9 protein-coding genes are annotated in these 20,461 nt (G+C 47.5%); all 9 read left to right on the top strand.

Features of this window, described 5'->3' with window-relative positions; genetic code table 11:
* Positions 1-76 precede the first annotated feature (76 nt).
* The 9 genes from NST33_RS27090 to NST33_RS27050 all read left to right on the top strand — a co-directional run bounded on the left by NST33_RS27090 (position 77) and on the right by NST33_RS27050 (position 20,461).
* Positions 77-484 (top strand): Rrf2 family transcriptional regulator, encoded by a 408-nt coding sequence (locus tag NST33_RS27090; RefSeq protein WP_017692155.1) that lies wholly within the window; start codon positions 77-79, stop codon positions 482-484.
* A 212-nt stretch (positions 485-696) separates the two neighbouring features.
* Entirely contained in the window at positions 697-1,146 is a 450-nt protein-coding gene (locus NST33_RS27085) for a nuclear transport factor 2 family protein (RefSeq protein ID WP_074096526.1), read from the top strand.
* A gap of 300 nt (positions 1,147-1,446) precedes the next feature.
* The gene (gene loaP / locus NST33_RS27080) at positions 1,447-1,965 is read left to right on the top strand and encodes an antiterminator LoaP (RefSeq protein ID WP_221820635.1); all 519 of its coding nucleotides are present in this window, start codon (positions 1,447-1,449) and stop codon (positions 1,963-1,965) included.
* Between the two features lie 295 nt (positions 1,966-2,260).
* Entirely contained in the window at positions 2,261-3,256 is a 996-nt protein-coding gene (locus tag NST33_RS27075) for a ketoacyl-ACP synthase III (protein WP_221820636.1), read from the top strand.
* Positions 3,257-3,270: 14 nt separating this feature from the next.
* Positions 3,271-3,987 (top strand): thioesterase, encoded by a 717-nt coding sequence (locus NST33_RS27070; protein WP_179088547.1) that lies wholly within the window; start codon positions 3,271-3,273, stop codon positions 3,985-3,987.
* Positions 3,988-4,012: 25 nt separating this feature from the next.
* Positions 4,013-4,882 (top strand): phosphopantetheine-binding protein, encoded by an 870-nt coding sequence (locus tag NST33_RS27065; protein ID WP_339179603.1) that lies wholly within the window; start codon positions 4,013-4,015, stop codon positions 4,880-4,882.
* A gap of 4 nt (positions 4,883-4,886) precedes the next feature.
* Positions 4,887-8,693, top strand: a complete 3,807-nt coding sequence (locus tag NST33_RS27060; protein WP_221820641.1) for an SDR family NAD(P)-dependent oxidoreductase — start codon at positions 4,887-4,889, stop codon at positions 8,691-8,693.
* 19 nt (positions 8,694-8,712) lie between these two features.
* Positions 8,713-16,419 (top strand): SDR family NAD(P)-dependent oxidoreductase, encoded by a 7,707-nt coding sequence (locus NST33_RS27055; RefSeq protein WP_339305732.1) that lies wholly within the window; start codon positions 8,713-8,715, stop codon positions 16,417-16,419.
* A gap of 13 nt (positions 16,420-16,432) precedes the next feature.
* Positions 16,433-20,461, top strand: a complete 4,029-nt coding sequence (locus NST33_RS27050) for an SDR family NAD(P)-dependent oxidoreductase (RefSeq protein ID WP_339305730.1) — start codon at positions 16,433-16,435, stop codon at positions 20,459-20,461.

Below are 20,461 nucleotides of genomic sequence, written 5' to 3'. Positions count from 1 at the left end.
AGGCATAGTGGTTTGACACAGAGCTCAATCAAGTCTATTATGGATAAATTAAATCCGTGTATAATGAGGTGCCCTCATGAAATATTCAAAAGCGACAAACTATGCTTTGCATACGATGCTTCATCTTGTAAGTACTGCTCCTGAGCAGCTGGTTAGTGTACACCAACTTGCAGAATTGCAGAAGGTATCACCAACCTATCTGTCCAAAATTTTGACCAAATTGGTTAAGGCGGGCATGATCGAATCGACTTCTGGCGCCAATGGTGGCTACCGGCTTAGTCGTAAAAATCCTGATCCTTCTTTCCTGGAGATCATTCATGCGATTGAAGGTCAGGCGTCCCTGTTCGAATGTTCCCAGAATCATAACGCAGGCTGTTTGATCCAGCAGGTGATGGTGCAGGCGGAAGAAGAGATGGAAAGTTTTTTGAACAATAAAAAAATGTCAGAACTGGCTTCCCAGATGAAGGGTGCACATTCCCTGTAAGTTGCACTAGAAGTGAAGTTTCGATGGACGCGGTTAACTCGTCTGGCACATAGGTATATCCAGGTCTTTCCCAACCTCGCGAGAGGTAAGGAAAGATTTTTTTGTATCGTTGTACCTATTAGAAGCCGAATGGTACAATAAGGAAGGTATAGTATGCATACATACATGATCCAAATCTTACATCACATTTTACATCTCTGGAGGGACAACACATGAGCCAATCAACGATCACAGGACTGGAACAATTGCTCGCGCTTGAAAACATTCGGAATACCAAGGCGCGTTATTGCCGCTATATTGATACGAAGCAGTGGGATACCTTGGGTGACGTATTCGCTCCGGATGCTGTGGCCGATTTCAGCACAGAAGGCAATCCAATTCCGGTATTAACAGGCCGAGATACGATCGTACAAGTCTTCCGTGATCTGGTGGATGTTGCCGTAACCGTGCATCATGTTCATAGCGCCGAAGTTGAATTTGTATCCGAGAACGAAGCAAAGGTCATCTCCCCAATGGAAGATTGGGTCACTTTCCCGGAGGGCAATGAGAACAAATCCTTCCACGGATTTGGGCATTACCACGAAACTTTTGTCAAAATCGACGGCCAGTGGTACATCAAACATACAAGTCTGAAACGTCTTCGTTTGGACCTGTTTGAATAGGATAAGGATGGATAAAGATCACTTACAGAGGTTCGGTGCTGTAAGTGATTTTTTGGTTACCATGGAAACGAGTATTGTTCCGAAATTCGATATCAGACAAAATGTGAGTGCTTTATGTGAATTGTAAGATTATTTTACATAAAATTGAATTAATAGCATTGACGTTCCAAAAGTCATGGGTTAAGATATTCACAATAAAACAATTACATTTTATTACACAAATTGAAACTTAGGGATTTAATTCTCTCTTATTTTATGTATATTTCCGCTTGGCTAATTTGTTAATCAGAGGATGATGCCATGAACTGGTACGCATTGTTTGTACATACAGGAAGCGAAGAAGTCATTAGGAAATACCTACATATGTATCTAGGAACCTCCATCCGAGTTTTAATCCCCAAGAGAAAAGTTCCGGAGAAGAAATCAGGTATTTTTGAAGCCTGTACCAAAAAACTCTTTCCTGGTTATGTATTAATTCAAGTCAACATGTCCGCCGAAACATACCACTTAATCTGTTCTATTCCTCATATCATTAAAATGCTGGGAACTAATGCAAGCTGCACGCCAATCCCGGATCATGAAATGACCACATTGCTTAACCTCATCAATCCGGAAGATATTATCGATTATTCAACCGTATATATGGAAAATACCAAAGTTGTGGTGCTGGATGGCCCATTGATGGGAAACGAAGGCATCATTAAGAAGATTGACAAGCATACACGCAGAGCAAAGGTGTGGCTTCATCTAACAGGCTACGATGAACCCAAATTAGTTGATTTGGGTGTTGAAATTTTATATGCAACACAAGAAAAATGAGTACTCAGACATGTTATGGTCACATACGACAACCAAAACCGGAGGAGCAGAATGAAGCTTAGGCACATTTTGCAACCAAAGGAGTCATATGCATAAACACTGAAATACACATTGTGTATCAACAGGGCGAAGCCATGTACGTTGAGCAGTCATCACTACATGTTGTTGAATAAGGTATTTCTGTGACAGTAAAGCGCAAACAAGCGGCTGAACTGTTCTTTTTTTTGTCTTCAGGAAATTTATTGTTTTCAGAGAGGGCTGCTCACCTTGGATTCAGGAAAGGAAGACGTGATGCATGAGACAAATGACCATTCGCGGTATCGGCATGTATGTGCCGGAATCCGTGTTGACGAATCAGGGGCTGGAGGCCATGGACATTAACGCCAATGCGGACTGGATCTACCATAACCTTGGAATCCGCGAACGAAGAATCTCCCATAAGCATGAGTATACCAGTGATTTGGCATTGGAAGCTGCGAGACAAGCTATAGAGCAGGCTGCGATGGATGCCGAGGATATTGATATGATCATTATGGCGACCTTCACACCGGATCGTTTAATACCACATCCGTCCGCTCTTGTGAAGGAAAAGCTTGGAGCAGACCAAGCCATTTGTCTGGATCTTCGCGCGGGCTGTGCCGGGTTCAGCTATGGATTATTGAATGCGTATTATACGTTCCAGGCTGAAGAAGATATAAGCAATATTCTAGTCATCGGCGCGGATACCTATTCGAAAGTAACGGATTGGCAGGATCGGGCAGCATGTTCCAGTGTGGGAGACGGCGCAGGGGCATTTGTCTTACAGGAATTAGATGAAAATGACTCTTATCACAGCGTTTTTTTGAACGGAATCATGCATCACGAGAATATGGAAGATATTAGTTATGGAACATTGCCTGTTCATTATGGACAAATTCCTGACGGATCTGTTTCCGTCTATACGTCCAATGGCCGATATTTATATGAACAATTGGTCCGAGGTATTCCACGGCTCGTGAACCGTCTTTTACGCAAAGTAAAATGGAATATGGGGGAAGTAGATCTGTTTATTTTCCCGCAAACGAACAGTAATCTGATTCGAGAACTCGCCGTTGCCTTGGGCATCCCACAAGAAAAAGCCTATATGACGATGGAAAAATACGGGTATACCTCTAACGCCTGTTTGCCAATTGCGGTGACCGAGGCTGTGAAGCAAGGGGCACTGAAAGCAGGTAATCGTGTTGTGTTGGTTGGGGCCGGGGCTGGAACGTATTATTGCGCTACAGCGATTAGATGGGGAGAAGTCGTGTAAGTGGAGAGGAGATTATGACCAAGATGCGATTATATTGTGTCCCTTATGCAGGTGGTTCAGCATCAATATATAACAAATGGAAAAAGGGGTTATCCGAATCCATTGTGCTGAACCCGGTTGAACTTGCAGGACGTGGATTGAAATTCTCCAAGCCGCTCTATGAGAGTATTCAGCAAAGTGTAGATGATGTATTTGATTATATATCTAGCGATTTACCAGATGAGGAGCCATATGCCCTATTTGGACATAGCCTCGGAAGTCTGATTATCTATGAACTGTATAACAAAATGCATGAAGAGCAGTTCAGGAAACCCATACACATGTTTTTCTCGGGGCGAGAGACGCCGGATTATAAAAAAGAACAGGTCTATTACCATTTGCCCGAAGGACAGTTCATCGACCGCATTAAGGAAATGGGCGGTACCCCGGATGAGTTCTTTGAAAACCAGCAACTGATGGATATGTTTATCCCCATATTACGTAAGGATCTGGAGATGAATGAGACGTATACCTACGAAGAGAAGCCTTATAAGCTGCAATGTGATATCACGATACTGAACGGAGCAGAGGATGAAGGTTACATTCTGGATTGTGCAGAACGTTGGAGAGGTTATACGGAACAAGGAAGTGCCGCCCGGATATACAAAGGGGGGCATTTTTATTTATTTGAAGGCAGTATGCATCGGGTGACTAGCATGATCAATCAGACATTAACAAGTTATATGGAGTAGATCCTATACGGAGGTGAGGTGTCCAATGAATCAACGGCAGATTACTTCAATTGAACAGCTAGAGACAACTATTCTGGACGTATTTCATGTTGTGCTGGGAGCTGATGCGGGAGTCACAACCACGATTAATTTTTTTGACTTAGGGAGTGATTCTCTGCTTCTTGCCCAGGTCTATAATCAACTTGAAAAATTATATCCAGCCCAAATTACGTTAACCAATATGTTTGCCTATCCTACGATCTCCAGACTTGCTAAATTCATCGCAGACCAGGAAGGCATGGAACTGGAAGCATACCCTGTTCCATTGGATTACATGCAGAATGGTGGACAGGCCCTTCAAGACCATCGGTATGAATTCCGGATCGAGAAGGATCGCTTTAATGAAATCAGGAACTTGTCCAAAACGGCAGGCTGCACGCCTGTAGAATGGTTATGGTCTTTGTTTGCATATCTGTTGACGGAGATTGGCAATCAGCCGCAACTCACGGTCTATACACTGATTTATCGGATGAATCATATCAGTTCCATTCCGCTGGATGTGCAAGAGGTGCAGGATTTCAATGAGTTGTTTGCCCTAGCTAAACAAGCTTTACATACAGCAGACGAACAGCCTGGTCATCATATCCAGGATCTGGTTAGAGCAGGGATGAGATCACAGCATGACGCCATCCGTCCGCTATTTTACGAGGCAGATTATGTCAGTGGAGGCAGGGGGGCGCTGGAGGAACTGTTTGATGTCATCTGTGAAATTCAGAATGAAAAACGAAATATGGTGGTAACGCTGTATTGTAAACCCGGAATGAATACGGTTCAATGGAACCTTTTTTTCAGAACCTATGATCAAATGCTTGCCAAAGTGATTGAAAGTCTCCGCTCAGCGGCTGAAAGGGGATAAAACAATGAAAAACAAACTGATGGATTTCAGTGAACTGGGTATTCGTGACACAGCTCAGACGGAGTCGTCTAGTCAGCTACCTCCAGTGGCAACTCCAGCTACTATCCGTCCGGGTGATATCGCGATCGTTGGGCTCAGTGTTCGTATGCCCTTGGCAGATGATGCGGAGCAATTCTGGAATAACTTGTTGCATGGTCTGGATTGTACGAGGGATCTGCCGGAGCAGCGACGCCAGGATGCCGATAATTACATCTCTCGTAAAATGAACCCTGGTGAAGACACCAAATATTTGGATGGCTCTTATCTGGAACATATCGATACCTTTGATTATCCCTTTTTTAGATTTACCCCAAAGGAAGCCAGTTTAATGAATCCGGCTCAACGTATCTTTATGGAGACAGCTTGGGCCGCTTTTGAAGATGGAGGATATACCAGTGAGAAGCTGGCGGGAAGCAATACAGGAGTATACGTTGGACTGGTATCCGATCTGGAAGGTTATCGGTATAAAGAGATGATTCATGATGTGGAGCCACAGTCTCTGCCGATCTCGGTCACAGGCAATCTATCCTGCATTTTACCCAGCCGTTTATCATACCTTCTTGATCTGAGAGGGCCGAGTATGGTGGTGGACACTGCCTGTTCTTCATCTCTGGTTGCAGTGCATCATGCTTGTAATGCCATTCGTTTGGGTGAGTGTGACATGGCGCTGGCAGGAGGCGTAAAACTCAACGTTCTTCCTCTGGACAAGGATTACTACCGAATGGGCATTGAATCATCGAATGGCATGACACGCCCCTTTGATGATAGCTCAGATGGTTCCGGAATAGGTGAAGGTGCGGCAGTCATTATGCTGAAACCACTTCAGGATGCTATCAGGGACAAGGACCAGGTGTATGCAGTCATTAAGGGCAGTGCCATTAACCAGGACGGGAACTCCATGGGGATTACGGCGCCGAATGCCAGAGCCCAGAGTGAGGTCATTGTGAAGGCGTGGAAAGCTGCGGGGGTCGATCCGGAAAGTATCGCTTATATTGAAACCCATGGAACCGGGACTGTCTTGGGAGATCCGATTGAAATCGATGGCATTAAGGGAGCATTTGAGCAATACACCGATAAGAGGCAATTTTGTGCGATCGGTTCGGTGAAGTCCAATATCGGACATTTGTATGAAAGTGCTGGGATTACAGGACTTGTTAAATCCGTATTGTCCTTAAAAAAAGGAATTTTACCTGCGGTGCAGCATTTCGATCGTCCGAATCGCAATATTGATTTTAGTAGAACACCTGTGTATGTAAATACACGTAACCGAATCTGGCCTGCTGAGGGTGAACCTGTACGAATGGGTGTCAGTGCATTTGGATTCAGCGGAACCAATTGCCATCTCATTCTGGAGCAGGCGGGTGCAATGGAAACCAACAGCGAGACTGAGACGCGGGAGTACCTCTTCCCTCTTTCAGCCAAGACGCTTCAAGCCCTGCAACAATATATATCCAAATATACGAAATATCTGAAAACAACCGATCACACGTTAGCTGATATATGTTACACGGCAGGCACCTCCCGAACCCATTATGAACACCGTCTGGTACGGATTGCTTCCAGCAAAGAGGATTTGCTCGCCCAACTGACCGAACTTGAAGAAGGCGGATTGGAATCCATTCGAGAGCAGTCAATCCCGGAGTCCAGTCAGCTGCATTTAACCGCTCATTGTGAAACCTATCTTGGGGGTGGGGAGGTAAGCTGGCCAAGCCTGTATTCAGGTGAGGATGTTCGCCGAATCAGCATCCCGACGTATCCATTTGAAGCTCATCGCTGCTGGATTGAGCTATCTGCTCCTCCGTCCCAAACCAAGACGGATGCCAGCGCTATGGAGAACATTCACCATTATGAGTTGGGTTGGGTTCCTGAACCGGAACGTAATTTCGATCGGAAGTTATCGGAAGGTCATATCGTTATTTTTATGGACGAAAAAAGAGAGGAAAAAAGAGAAGATCTATCTCTTCGTAAGACACTACAGCAGCAGGGGCATCAGGTTATTGAAGTGTTTGATGGACCTTCGTTCCTTCAAGTATCTTCCGAGAAGTATGTCATTTCAGACCATCGTGAGAGCATGGAACAATTGTGGGCTCATTTGGAAAAATTGACGATCACCCGGATTATCTATATTCAACAGGATCAGTCCTTTCATCCATTCTTCTATCTCCTTCAGGAGATGATAGGTGCCCAATCACTGGAGCCTGTTGACCTGGTGTTGTTGACGAATCCAATCCATTCCATCACCGGAAGAGAAGAAAATGTATTTCCTCAGGCTGCCCTGATGTTTGGTCTGGGTTTGGCTGGACGAAAAGAAGATGCACGCCTGCAATGCCGATCCATCCAAGTGGACGCGGAGACTTCGCTCCAGGATATTGTGGCTGAACTGGATCATGAAAGTGATGATTATGGTGTAGCTTATCGTGCAGGTACGCGTTACATTCAGCAGTTTGGAGCGCTGGACCCGAGTGCGTATCCTAAATGGAACTACAACATTCGCAATGACGGATTGTATCTCATTACTGGCGGACTGGGCGGCATTGGGCTGGAGCTTGGATTACAACTCGCGGAGCGATACCCGGGAATTACACTCGCACTGGTGAACAGAACTTCGCTTCCCGCACGAGAAGAGTGGGATAGCATTCTTGCTACACATTCCAACGAAGTGTTAGCTCAGAAAATCCGATCTGTGCAACAAATGGAAGCTGCTGGTGCGACAGTTCTTCCTTACCAAGCAGACATTTCAGATGAAGCTTCCATGCGAATGATTTTGAGTGAATTACGTCAGAAATACGTTCGCATTGCAGGTGTCATTCATGGAGCAGGGGTCGCTGTAGGTGGAGATCATCCACTTAAGGATAGAACGATAGAAGAAGCTGAACGTGTATTATGCCCTAAAGTGCAAGGAACCCAGGTCGTGGATCAACTCACCAGAGAGGACAATCCAGACTTTTTTGTGATGTTTTCATCCATTGCAACGTTATTTAGCGGACCGGGACAGGCCGATTACGTTGCTGCCAATGCGTATCAGGATGCTTACGCAGCCTATCGCAACCAAGAGATGGACGGAACGATGACGGTCAACTGGTCAACCTGGAAAGAAACAGGCGCAGCTGCCGCAACGGGCTACGGAGTAGACACCCTTTTCAAAGCAATGACCAATAAAGAGGCTCTGACTTGGCTGGATCAGGTGGAAGGACGTCAGATTGAACGTGTATTGATAGGACAGATGTCGACAGACCGTGGCATGTTGAAGATGATTCGCAACTATCCGTTTAGACTTTCTCCTCAAGTGGAGAGCTGGATTGATTCACGTCTACAGAGAACTTCATCACCGAAGGCGCCAGCGCCAGTGACCCCGCAAAGTGTAGCCCGGCAGGATACCGTGCTGAATGGTGCGGATGACGGAGAATACACACCATGGGAGAGAAAGGTTGCCGAAGTGTGCCAAGCTATTCTGGGCTTTAATGAAATTGATATCCATGACAGTTTCTTCGAACTTGGAGCTGACTCGATTCTGGTGAAACAAATGTATGCACAACTTGACCGTCAGTACCCGGGGGTACTCGTTGTTGCAGATCTGTTCGAACATCCGTCTGTGCACCGATTGGGTGGATATCTCGCTGATAAAACAGGCCACAAACGGGAGAAGAAACAGGTAGAGGAGCCTGTAGGTGGTGCAATTGCGCTGGACGAGGAAGTCCATTCTCTTTTTGATCAGTTGGAAGATGGCAAGATCAGCATGGAGGATATGCTCAAAGGATTAAAACATATCTGATATGTAAGGGGACGATACATTGGAACAGTTGCTTAAATACATTATTGAGAATACATCTGGTGGCAAAATCGACAAAAAAACGGCGATTGATATGATTACGCTGTTGAAACAGCAGAAAAAGAACACTCGTGAAGATATTGCCATTATCGGCATATCTGCGCATATGCCCATGGCTGATCATGTGGAGGAGTTCTGGAACAATATCGAGAACAAAGTGAATTCCATTGTGGAGTTCCCTGAAGCGAGACAAGAGGATGTGCTGAAATATGTACGTTTCAAACAGCAGGATGAAGATGGGCTGAGCTTTATTAAAGGTTCCTACCTGGATGAAGTGGACAAATTTGATTATCGCTACTTTAAGCTGACACCCAAAGAAGCAGCCCTGATGAGTCCTGACCAGAGAATTTTTCTCCAGACGGCATGGGAAGCGGTGGAAGATGCAGGTTATGGAGGCGCAAAGTTATCCGGTAGCAATACGGGATTGTATGTAGGGTATTACAGCAGCACCCGAGACAATTATGCCAATATTATCGCCGATGTAGAACCGGAATCCATCTCCATCTCGGTAACGGGCAATGTGACTGCGGTACTGGCGGGGAGAATATCCTATTTGCTGAATTTGAAAGGCCCCAGCATGGTGGTGGATACTGCATGTTCATCATCTCTTGTTGCTGTTCATATGGCCTGTCAGTCGATCCGAAGTGGTGAGTGTGATGCAGCCATAGCGGGTGGGGTGAAGGTGAATACGCTCCCTGTTTTTAATAAATATGAGCAATTTGGCATTGAGTCCTCCGACGGGGAGACGCGGACATTTGATGACGCCTCAGATGGGGCAGGTGTGGGTGAAGGTGTGGCCGCCATTCTTCTAAAACCGTTAAGTCGGGCCATTGAGGATGGGGATCATATCTACGCCGTCATTAAGGGAACTGCTGCCAATCAGGATGGAACCTCTATTGGGTTGACTGCACCGAATCCGCGTGCCCAATCCGAAGCGATCGTGAAGGCATGGGAAGAAGCGGGGATTGACCCTGAGACCATCCGTTATATTGAAGCCCATGGTACAGCGACGGAGCTGGGAGACCCGATTGAGATTAAAGGGATTACCAATGCTTTTGAACAGTTTACCGCCAAAAAACAATTTTGCGCGATTGGCTCTGTGAAATCCAATATCGGTCATTTATATGAATGTGCAGGCGTAACTGGGCTGCTCAAAGCAGTGATGGCCTTGAAACATCAGAAGCTGCCGCCGTCTCTTCATTTTGCCAAACCCAACCGCAACATCCGGTTTGAGCAAACGCCAGTGTATGTGAATACACAACTCCGACCCTGGGAAGCGGAAGAAGGAGTCCCGCGCAGATGTGGTGTCAGTGCTTTTGGATTCAGCGGAACCAACTGTCATGTCGTGCTTGAGGAAGCTCCAGCCGTTACTGCTCAAGACCCAGGAGAGGATCAGGCTTTAGGCAAGCAGCTGTTTGTGTGTTCGGCTCAGACGGAAGAAGCGCTTATTCGATTGCTCCAACGGTATGAGCGTTTCCTGAAGGAGAATCGTGAAGTTCCTGTTGCGAATGTCTGTTATACGGCAGCTACAGGTCGTGGGCATTATGAACATCGTCTGTCCCTGCTTGTGGAAGACACGGCTCAACTGATTCACCTGTTGGAACAACCGTGGACCCAATTGAAGGCACAAGAGGGAGTCTATACCGGTGCTCCCGCTCCTAAGCCTACAGGAGCCGAGCGTATGGGATCGGAAGAACGTGAGCGCACCAGACGTCAATCGTCTCAGGCACAGGAACGGATCAAAGAACTTGCTTCCAGTCCTCTTGTATGGGATGAATCAGCACTTCGGGAGCTGGCTTTACTCTATGCCGAGGGTGCAACGATGGATTGGGGGCAGCTATATCAAAGAAGACAGGTACGGAAGTTGAGTTTACCTACGTATCCGTTTGAGCCCAGCAGATGCTGGATTGATATTCAAGACCCAACTGCTGTGTCGTTAAAGGACTATTTTCATACGGTGCGCTGGATAGAGGACGATGGGGATACGACTTTGCATACCTCGGTGCCTTCCTCTTCAGGCACAGTCATGATGATCGGTAATGGTACCGAATTGGAACAGGAACTGTCGGCAGAACTGGAGGGCGAATGCAAGCGGGTAGTCCATGTGAGACCGGGTAACCAGTTCCGGCAAATATCGGAGAATCAATACGAAGTCGGCGGAGCTGCTCCGGCGGCCTATACTGAGCTGTTAAACATGTTCACAGACGGTGAAATTACTGAAATCATCTATTTATCCATGATGGGTAATTCATTATATCCTGAAGATTTGGCAACTATTGAAGCCAGACAACAGGAAGCTTTCTACTCACCGGTCTATCTGATTCAGGCGCTTATGAGCAAAGGCTTTGCTGAAGAAATTCATCTGAACCTGATTGCTGAGTACGCTGGACAAGTCACAGGAAGAGAAGAGAGGATTACCCCTCATAATGCACTCTTAATGGGACTTGGTAAAGTGATTCAGCAGGAATATGGACATATTCGGGGCAAGTTTATAGATGTGGATCAGTCCATATCTGCGAAGGATATCCTCAAGGAAAGACATATCAACGGTGAAGCTTATGCTGTTTCGTATCGTGAAGGCCAGCGTTATACGGAGACCTTTACAGAGATGGATCTTAATGAACATGAGAGCGTACCTTTCAAGGTGCGTCCAGGCGGTTTATATCTCGTGACAGGCGGTACAAGTGGTATTGGTCTGGAAGCAGCACGGTTTCTGGCTTCTTCGGAGCAAGTGAAGCTGGCGATTGTTGGTCGGACACTTCTCCCGGCAAAGGAGGAATGGGAAGACATATTGGAAGCAGGCCAAGATTCCCGCGGTCCCAAGATGCAAGGCATCCTTGAACTGGAAGCATTGGGCGCAACCGTTCATTATTACAATGCGGATCTTGCCGATGTTGTAGGCATGACGGAAGTGATTCAGGATATCACCCACCGCTATGGAAACATACATGGTGTTATTCATGGAGCAGGTATTCCCGGAGACGGATTTATATATCGCAAAAGCGATGATGAATTCCAGACCATTCTTGGACCCAAGGTGAAGGGAACCTGGATTCTGGAGAAACTGACGCGAGATCAAGACATGGACTTTATGGTATTGTTCTCCTCCGGTATATCTGTGATCGGTGAAATTGGACAAGGTGATTATACGGCAGCCAATTGTTATTTGGATTCCTTCGCGGCATGGAGGACGGGGCAGGGACGCAGAACACTCTCCATTGATTGGGTATCGTGGAAAGAGACCGGAATGTCCGTGGAATTTGGTATTAATGTGGATGGCATGTTCAAGACTATTCCTACAACGGATGGCATTGCAGCGATGGAAGCAGCCATGAGCAGACGACTCTCCCGAGTATTCATCGGTGCGATGAATTATGGAAGCAAACATCTCGCTGCACTCGGGCAGTTCCCGTTCCGTTTGTCGGATAAGTTGGAAGCTGGAGTGAAGCGGAGCAAGGAAATCGCTGACCAGGGAGCATCGAATCGTTCCAACCGGACCGTACCACAGGAGAAGCATACGGGGCCCGTAGATCTTTCAGGGAATGAAGGGGGACTCTATTCGGAAACCGAGCAGCAGGTAGCACGCATATACAGTGAGATTCTGGGTTATCAGGAGATCAATATCTATGATAATTTCTTCGATCTCGGGGGCAACTCCATTATGCTGATCCGTATGCATGAGAGGCTGAACGAGGAGTTTCCGGGTAAAGTGAAGATTGCTCATTTATTTGCACATACGTCTATCCATAAGCTGGCTCTGCATGTGAACCAGGGTAACGGCACGGCTGTAAAAGCAAAAGCGGCTGCTCCTCTGGAGCAAAAGAAACCAATCGTTGAACAGGATGAGGCCATCGCCATTATTGGGATTGCTGCGGAAATGCCAATGGCTGATACGGCAGAGCAGTATTGGGACAACATCTTGAACGGTGTGGACTGTACAACGGATTTTCCAGAGGGACGCAAAAAAGACATGGATGCCTATCATCAATGGATGAATGCCAAGCTGGGTGCGGACAAAGAAGTGCAGTACCTTCAGGGTGCATTTCTGGATGATATTGATCAGTTTGATTATAAGTATTTCCGTTTGTCTCCGAAGGAGGCCGGATTAACGGACCCGATTCAGCGGTTATTCATGAAGACGTCATGGCATGCGGTAGAGGATGCAGGTTACGGAGGGCGCATCGAAGGAACAAATACAGGTGTCTATATGGGTTTTGCAAGTAGCCTGAACGATTCTTATCTCAAAATGATCTGTGATCTGGACCCCTATCAATATCCGATGTCCATTGTCGGGAACATCACAGCCATGATGCCGACTCGTATTGCCTATCCACTGGATCTCAAGGGGCCTACGATGGTGATCGACACGGCATGTTCTGCATCACTTGTCGCTACCCATCTGGCCTGCCGGGCCATTCGTAATGGTGATTGCGAGATGGCGATTGTCGCAGGTGCACGGATCAGCCTCAGTCCGTTGGATCATGATTATTTGAAAGTCGGCATTGAATCTTCGGATGGATTAACCAAGCCATTTGATCAAGAAGCAGATGGTTCGGGGCTTGGTGAAGGTGGAGCCGCCGTAGTATTGAAGTCACTAAGCAAGGCGATTGCGGATAAAGACAATATTTATGCGGTGATCAAAGGAAGTGCCATTAATCAGGATGGAGCTTCGATTGGCATTACCGCTCCGAATCCTGAAGCACAGACGGATGTCATTGTGAAGGCATGGCAGGATGCCGGTATTGATCCTTCGACCATTGGTTACGTGGAGACGCATGGTACAGCGACGAAGCTCGGCGATCCAATTGAAATGGATGGACTTACCACAGCGCTGCGCCGATATACAGACAAGCATCAGTTTGTTGCTATAGGCTCGGTCAAGTCCAATATAGGCCATTTGTTTGAAGCAGCTGGTGTAGGCAGTCTGGTTAAAGCGGCTATGGCCTTGAAGCATCGGGTATTACCACCTACGCTTCATTTTGATAAGCCTAACTCATCCATTTCATTCCAGGATTCGCCGTTGTATGTCAACACGAAATCGAGACCATGGGACGGGAACGGCGAGCCGCTTCGCTGCGGAGTCAGTGCCTTTGGATTTAGCGGAACCAACTGCCATCTCGTACTGGAAGAGCCGCCTGTGATCCAGGAACGGAAGATTACCAGAGATGTGGAAGTGTTCACGCTAAGTGCCAAGAGCCGCAAGTCATTACTTGCGCTGGTTGATAACTATATCCGTTTTATCTCGGAACGTCAGCAGGAACTTTCGCTCAAAAACATATGTTATACCGCGAATACGGGGCGCTGGCATCATGTATATCGGATTGCCTTTGGAGTGACGGACACATCCGATCTGCTCATGAAGTTGCGGCTACTCGCTACATCAGGTCTCGAATCCACAGGTGAGCATCAGCTCTATTATGGCGTGCATAAAGTAGTCACAGAGAAGATCAAAGGGAAAGACCACGAATTGACGGGGCAGGAGAAGTCCATCTTGAAGCAGGAGGGCAGAGATTGCCTATCCCGATACATGGAGTCTTCAGATCCGGGTTTATTACATGAATTATGCAGACTGTACACTACAGGCAGTGACGTGGATTGGAGCCTGATGTACAGGGAAGAGGAAATTCGTAAAATCAGTCTTCCATTGTATCCATACGATAATACACGCTGCTGGGTGGATCTTCCCGAGCAGTCTTCAGTGTATGCACAAGCGAGCACCAGATCGGTACCGCAAGCCTACGAGCTTGTATGGCAGCAGAAAGAGATAGCGAAAGAGGATTCCGATCAGCCGATCGAAGCGAGCCATGGTACTACACTGGTACTTCTGGATGGGTCCGATTATGCAGCTGAGATAGCAGCACGTATCGAACAGTCGGGGATGCAGGTATATACCGTACTTCAGGCGGATGTTCTGCAATCTGACCCGGACAGTCGAAATCTGGAACAGGTGGAAGTCTATCAGCGTGTGCTGCAACAGGCGGGCCTAGACCAACTTTCCAGAGTGGTGTATCTAAACGGTGTGGGTAGTGATGAACATGCAGCAAGTGTATCTAGTGACATGGAATCATTAGAGTCTGTTCTAGATGAACGTGTATATGGGTTCTTCCGGTTTATTCGAGCGCTGTTGTCCAGTTCTCTGAGCCAGCCCATGGAGTTAGTTCTGGTGTCCCGTGAGGTCAATTGCATTACCGGTACGGAACGGATAAAGCCTCATCTGGCTTCTGCCTTTGGAATGGGCAGAGTGGTAGGCAAGGAGAACATACAGGTTCATTGCCGTTGTATAGATATGGATGAGAACTCTTCTCTGGAGCAGTTGTTGCAAGAGATCGGTACAACATCTTCCTATTATGAGGTGGCCTATCGTAATGGAACACGGTATGTTCAGGAGTTCAGAGCATTGAATGAATCTGCACCTGCTGAAGATGCCTTTATTTTTGACAACGATGGTGTGTACATCATTACTGGTGGTACCGGTGGAATTGGCTTGGAAACCGCGCGATATCTGGCTTCCGACGCTCCAGTGAACCTAGCATTAATCAGCCGTACACCGATGCCTGCACGTGAGGAATGGAATGCCATTGTTGCAGAACAATCGAGATTCAAGGTGATTCATCAAATTACAGTTATTCGTGAACTGGAGAGCCGGGGACATCAGGTTAGTTGCCATGCTGCAGATGTGTCGGATCTGGATGCCATGCGTGTAGTTCTGGATCAGCTTCGGGCAACGTTCGGGAAAATTAAAGGGGTTGTCCATGGCGCAGGGGTTGGAAGCTCGGAAATGATCACAAGCCGTTCACAGGCGGGATTCACCGAGGTATTCTCTCCCAAAGTACATGGTACTTGGGTATTGGATCAACTTACCGAACAGGATCATCTCGATTTTATGGTGCTATATTCATCGATCGCTTCGGTATTCAGCGCCCCGGGACAGGCGGATTACATTGCTGCCAATGCCTACCTAGATGCATATGCTGACTTCAGATCAATGATGGGCAAGCGCACGCTGACTGTGCAATGGTCTACCTGGAAGGAAACGGGTATGTCAGCAGAGCACGGGTTTGCTGTGGATACGTTGTTCAAAGCCATGCCTACGGAACAAGCGATGAATCAATTATCTCTTGTGATGCGGCAATCATCGGTTCGCCGAGTACTTATTGGTCAGATTCATTATGAGGGTCAATTGATATCGGCACTGGCCAAAAGTCCGTTTGATCTCTCTTCCGCTATTCGCGTTCAACTGGACCAACGGATGAAGCAAATGGCCAACAAGCGTCTCCGGGTATCCTCATCAGAGGAACGTGACGGAGAAGTGGTTTTGACAGGTAAATCAGACGCATCCTATACACCAACTGAAAAGGCACTCGCTTCCATCTGTCGAACGATGCTTGGTTTTCATGAGATTAATGTAGGGGACAGTTTCTTCGAGATGGGTGCTGATTCCATTGTGCTTATACAGGTTCAGGCCCGGATTGATCAGCAGTTTCCTGGTTTGACCAAAGTCACGGATTTGTTTGCGAACTCCAATATTAGCAGATTGGCTCGGTTTATGGATGAGAAGGCTACTTCGAAGCCACAAGACATGGAGCAGGATCTGAAGCGTGTAATCGACCAGATGGAAAGTGGCGACGTTACGCTGCAGCAGGCTTTGAATAACCTGATTAACCTGTAAAGGAGGAACTGTGGTGGAGAGTGTATACAAGTTTGTCATGGAACATCTGCAAGACGGAAGCTTGGACAAAACAGTGGCCGTGCAGCTGCTCAAAAAACTCAAATCGGAGGAGGACGCCTATACTGCGTCCGGGTCAACCAATACTTCCAAAGATATTGCCATTGTGGGCATGGCTTTGAAATTGCCGCAAGCTGATTCTCCCGAAGAATTCTGGGACAATATCGTCAGTGGTACGGACAGCATTCGTTCCTTTCCGGCATCCAGAGTGCCGGACATTCATTCGTATCTGCAATATCTAGGTATGTCGCCAGACGAGATTCAATTCAACGAAAATGCCTATCTGGATGAGATTGATAAATTTGATTATGCCTATTTTAAAATGTCACCCAAAGAAGCCAGTCTGACGGACCCCAATCACAGGCTGTTTCTGGAAACGGCATGGAAAGCGATCGAGGACGCAGGGTATGGGGGAGGGAAACTGGTTGGCAGCCGCACGGGGGTATACCTAGGCCTTTCCAACAATATTCGGGATCTTTACTCACGTTTTATCTACGATGCGGAACCGGAATCCTTTGCGTACTCGCTTGTGGGTAATCTGGCTTCTGTAGCGGCTGGTCGGTTATCCTTCTTACTGGATTTAAAAGGGCCGAGCTTGGTAGTGGATACGTCTTGTTCATCCTCTCTGGTGGCCATTACACTGGCGTGTCAGGCGATCAAGGAAGGGCAATGCGATCAGGCGCTCGTTGGGGGAATCAAGATTAATCTGGTTCCGCTAAAGAGTGATCATATCAAAATTGGGATTGAGTCCACCGATTGGAGAACCAAAGCGTTTGATGACGATTCGGACGGATCGGGTATTGGTGAAGGCGCAGGGGTGGTGATGCTCAAACCATTGGATAAAGCGTTGGAAGACCGGGATCAGATCTACGCTGTTATCAAAGGGTATGGCGTAAACCAGGACGGTAAATCCATCAGTATCGCTGCCCCGAACCCGGAGGCACAGACGGAAGCGATTCTTCAAGCCTGGGCGGATGCGGGTATCGATCCCGAGACGGTCTCTTATATTGAGACTCATGGCAGTGGCACCATGCTGGGCGATCCGCTTGAGGTACAAGGGATTGAGCAGGCATTCCGGCGTCACACGGGTAAAAGTCAATTTTGCGGAATCGGCTCGGTCAAAACGAATATCGGTCACCTGTCAGAGGCGGCTGGTGTCGTGGGTTTGATCAAATCGGCCTTGTCACTGAAACATAAACAGATTCCTGCCTCCAAACATTTTCACAGACCGAATCGGGCCATCGATTTTGCGGCATCCCCGGTCTATGTGAATGCCCGGTTGCGGGAGTGGGATAACGCGGCCACGCCACGACGTAGCGGTGTTAGTGCATTTGGCATCAGTGGGACCAATTGTCACATTGTGCTGGAAGAAGCGCCGACCACTACGGTTAAAGAGCTGGAAATACGCGGAGAACATCTTCTAACCGTATCGGCCAAAACGCAGGCAGCGCTCCAGACGCTGATTACGGAATATACTTACGTTCTCTCTCAAGTTGAAACTCAGAATGTACCTTCTCTGTGTTATACCGCCAACACAGGGAGGGGGCACTACGCCTACCGTTTACTGGTCACCGGGCAGGATGCGGAAGAGCTCTTGCTTCGATTAAATGAAGCTGGACGAATGATCGGAGCCGATGAGAATTTAAGCAAAAGTAGTGGACCCAGTGGACATCGAAGTCCAGGGATATATTACGGTTATCACAAGGTTAGCAACGATCAAAATCGTCCAGATTCACCAGCTACAGGTGGCGAAGATGGCCATAAGGGCCATCGGACTATGAGTCTGAATCCGGAACTGGCGAAGATGGGTAAGGGTCAGCATGCTGTACAGGACATACTGGACCAGATTGGACTGCATTATGTACAAGGTGCTGAACTGAACTGGGAGCTTCTATACACAGGAGACGGACTGCGCAAAACAAGTCTGCCAACCTATCCATTTACCCGGACTCGCTGCTGGTTTGAAGTTCCCGAGGGCGCTCGTACTGCCGCTACCGCAAATTGCAGCAGTGCGGTCTCGGAAGAACCGACGCCAGCCCGATTCTATCGGATGAACTGGAGGAAAGCTGATCTAACAGAGCCAGAACCGATTCAGGGAACAGGTGCAGTTCTGATTTTGAAGGATGAGGGTAAACGGGGAAGCGCATTGATTGAACGCCTTAAGCAGTCAGGGCGCCAAGTAATTGAGGTGCGTTACGGAGAATCTTTCAAGCATGAACCTGACGGTTCGTTCACGGTGAATGGTTCGGAAAGCAACTTTGCGGAGCTATTTGCAGCGCTGGGGAATACATCCATAAGTGACATTGTACATCTCTTTGCGGTGCCGAGTTCTGCGGAAATTCATACACTTCAGGACTTGGAACATAGTCAGCAAAAGGGCGTATATAGCCTGTTTTATCTGATTCGTGCACTCATTGAACACGGAAGTGACAACGCACTGAATATGATGCTGGTCTCCGAACAGGTCTACGAAGTTACAACGGATGAGAGTCGACTTTCTCCTGAAGCGGCCTCGTTATACGGTTTGGGTAAAGTGCTCGCCTTGGAATATCCGCATATTACCTGTCGAAGCATTGATCTGGACGAAAGCGCAGGGGCAGATGAACTGTTTCAGGAAATGGGTTCCCAAGATCAGAGTTATACCTCTGCCTATCGTAGTGGGGTCCGTTATATCGAGGAATTGGGTGAGGTTCAAGCCGATGAGCTGACAGATTCTCCTGTCCATATTCAACAGGGTGGTGTGTATGTCATTACTGGAGGTACAGGCGGGATTGGTCAGGAAATGGCAAAATTTTTCGCTTCCCAAGCAGAGGTCAAACTTGTGTTAATTGGGCGTACCCCAGTGCCTGCAAGATCGGAATGGGAGACACTGCTTAATGACCCTGAGCTTGAATCCAAGACGGCTGCTCGTCTCCGCAATTTCCTGGAGATTGAACAACAGGGTTCAGAAGTATCCTGTTATGCAGCGGATGTATCGGATTATGAAGCGATGCAGGATGTACTGGCCGATGTCAGGGAAAAGCATGGGTCCATCACAGGAGTGATCCACGGTGCAGGTGTACCGGCGGTTGGATATTTGATCCGCAAAACGCAGGAAACGTTTGACGAAGTCCTTCATCCAAAAGTGCAGGGAGCCTGGATACTGGACCAACTGACCCGTCAGGATGAGCTTGATTTCCTGGTCTTTTTCTCTTCCGGTCTGTCGCTGTCAAGTGAGGTTGGACAAGGAGATTATTCAGCGGCCAATGCATATCTGGATGCTTTGTCTTACTCGCGCAGCAAAAGCGGCCTGAAGACCTTGTCTATTAACTGGTCTTCGTGGAAAGAAGCGGGCATGTCTGTGGATTATGGTTTTAATGTGGACGCCATTACAAAAGCCCTTCCGACCGAACAGGCAACGGCCGGATTTTTTGCAGCATTGAACAAAGAGGTGCCGCGTGTGTTGATCGGGGAATTTACATACCACCCACGGTTTGCCAAAGCACTGTTGACCAAATTTCCATTCCGATTCTCCGAAGAGATGACGAACAGACTGAAAGAAGCCGAGAAGTTGGAAGAGTCGCGTCAGGTGGCTCCTGCTGCAGCTAAACGAAACAAATCGGCGAATGCACATGTTGAACTCAAAGGAAAAGACGGCGAGGATTACAACAGCATCGAAAGGCAGATTGCAGGCATGTATAACGAAGTGCTTGGTTTTGAAGAGCTGGATATCCACGATAGCTTTTTTGATCTGGGCGGAGATTCTATTCTGTTAAATCGGTTATTCTCTCTGCTCGAAGAAGTCTATCCAGGCAAAATGAAACTAATCCATCTGTTTTCGTACACCAGTGTACATGCACTATCCCAATTTGTCATGACCAAGCTGGATATAAAACCGGCTGCTGAGCCAGCCCCACCGGTGGATGATTTTGAACAACTGTTTAAGGATATTGAAGCTGGTAACCTGAGCATTGACGATGCAGTCAAGAGCTTCGAGGATCGTTGA

It is taken from the genome of Paenibacillus sp. FSL L8-0435, from assembly GCF_037965655.1.
Classification (GTDB): domain Bacteria; phylum Bacillota; class Bacilli; order Paenibacillales; family Paenibacillaceae; genus Paenibacillus.
The sequence above is the reverse complement of the archived record's forward strand: the minus strand, read 5'-3'. Positions and strand labels throughout refer to the sequence as shown.